Annotated in this window: 2 tRNA genes and 2 rRNA genes; all 4 read left to right on the top strand. The window is 48.8% G+C overall.

From position 1 onward, the window contains the following. Window positions 1–107, top strand: a 16S ribosomal RNA gene (locus ACJ8HT_RS24130); the annotation flags it as partial. A gap of 74 nt (window positions 108–181) precedes the next feature. Further along, a tRNA-Ile gene (locus ACJ8HT_RS24135) sits at window positions 182–258 on the top strand. A gap of 38 nt (window positions 259–296) precedes the next feature. After that, window positions 297–372, top strand: a tRNA-Ala gene (locus ACJ8HT_RS24140). A 207-nt stretch (window positions 373–579) separates the two neighbouring features. Further along, window positions 580–680, top strand: a 23S ribosomal RNA gene (locus ACJ8HT_RS24145); the annotation flags it as partial.

Raw genomic sequence — 680 nt, forward strand, 5'->3', positions numbered from 1 at the left:
TAGGTAGCTTAACCTTCGGGAGGGCGCTTACCACTTTGTGATTCATGACTGGGGTGAAGTCGTAACAAGGTAACCGTAGGGGAACCTGCGGTTGGATCACCTCCTTACCTAAAGATATTGATTCGAGTGGCGTGCTCACACAGATTGTCTGATAGAAAGTAACGAGCAGAAATACCTTTATAGGCTTGTAGCTCAGGTGGTTAGAGCGCACCCCTGATAAGGGTGAGGTCGGTGGTTCAAGTCCACTCAGGCCTACCACTTCTCGGAAGTGGAAAAGGTACTGCGCGTGACTGTATGGGGCTATAGCTCAGCTGGGAGAGCGCCTGCCTTGCACGCAGGAGGTCAGCGGTTCGATCCCGCTTAGCTCCACCATATAGTCCGGTATTTCAATACTTCAGAGTATATTGGCGACAGTATGCTGCGAAGTATTTTGCTCTTTAACAATCTGGAACAAGCTGAAAATTGAAACATGACGGCTGAAATTTATCCCTCCGTAGAAGCACTGGGATAAAGAGTAACCTGTCATAGAGTCTCTCAAATGTTTGCAGCACGAACGATGGAAACATCTTCGGGTTGTGAGGTTAAGTGACTAAGCGTACACGGTGGATGCCTAGGCAGTCAGAGGCGATGAAGGGCGTGCTAATCTGCGAAAAGCGTCGGTAAGGTGATATGAACCGTTA

This window comes from Serratia sp. CY44782, from assembly GCF_052168715.1.
GTDB classification, from domain to species: domain Bacteria; phylum Pseudomonadota; class Gammaproteobacteria; order Enterobacterales; family Enterobacteriaceae; genus Serratia; species Serratia nevei.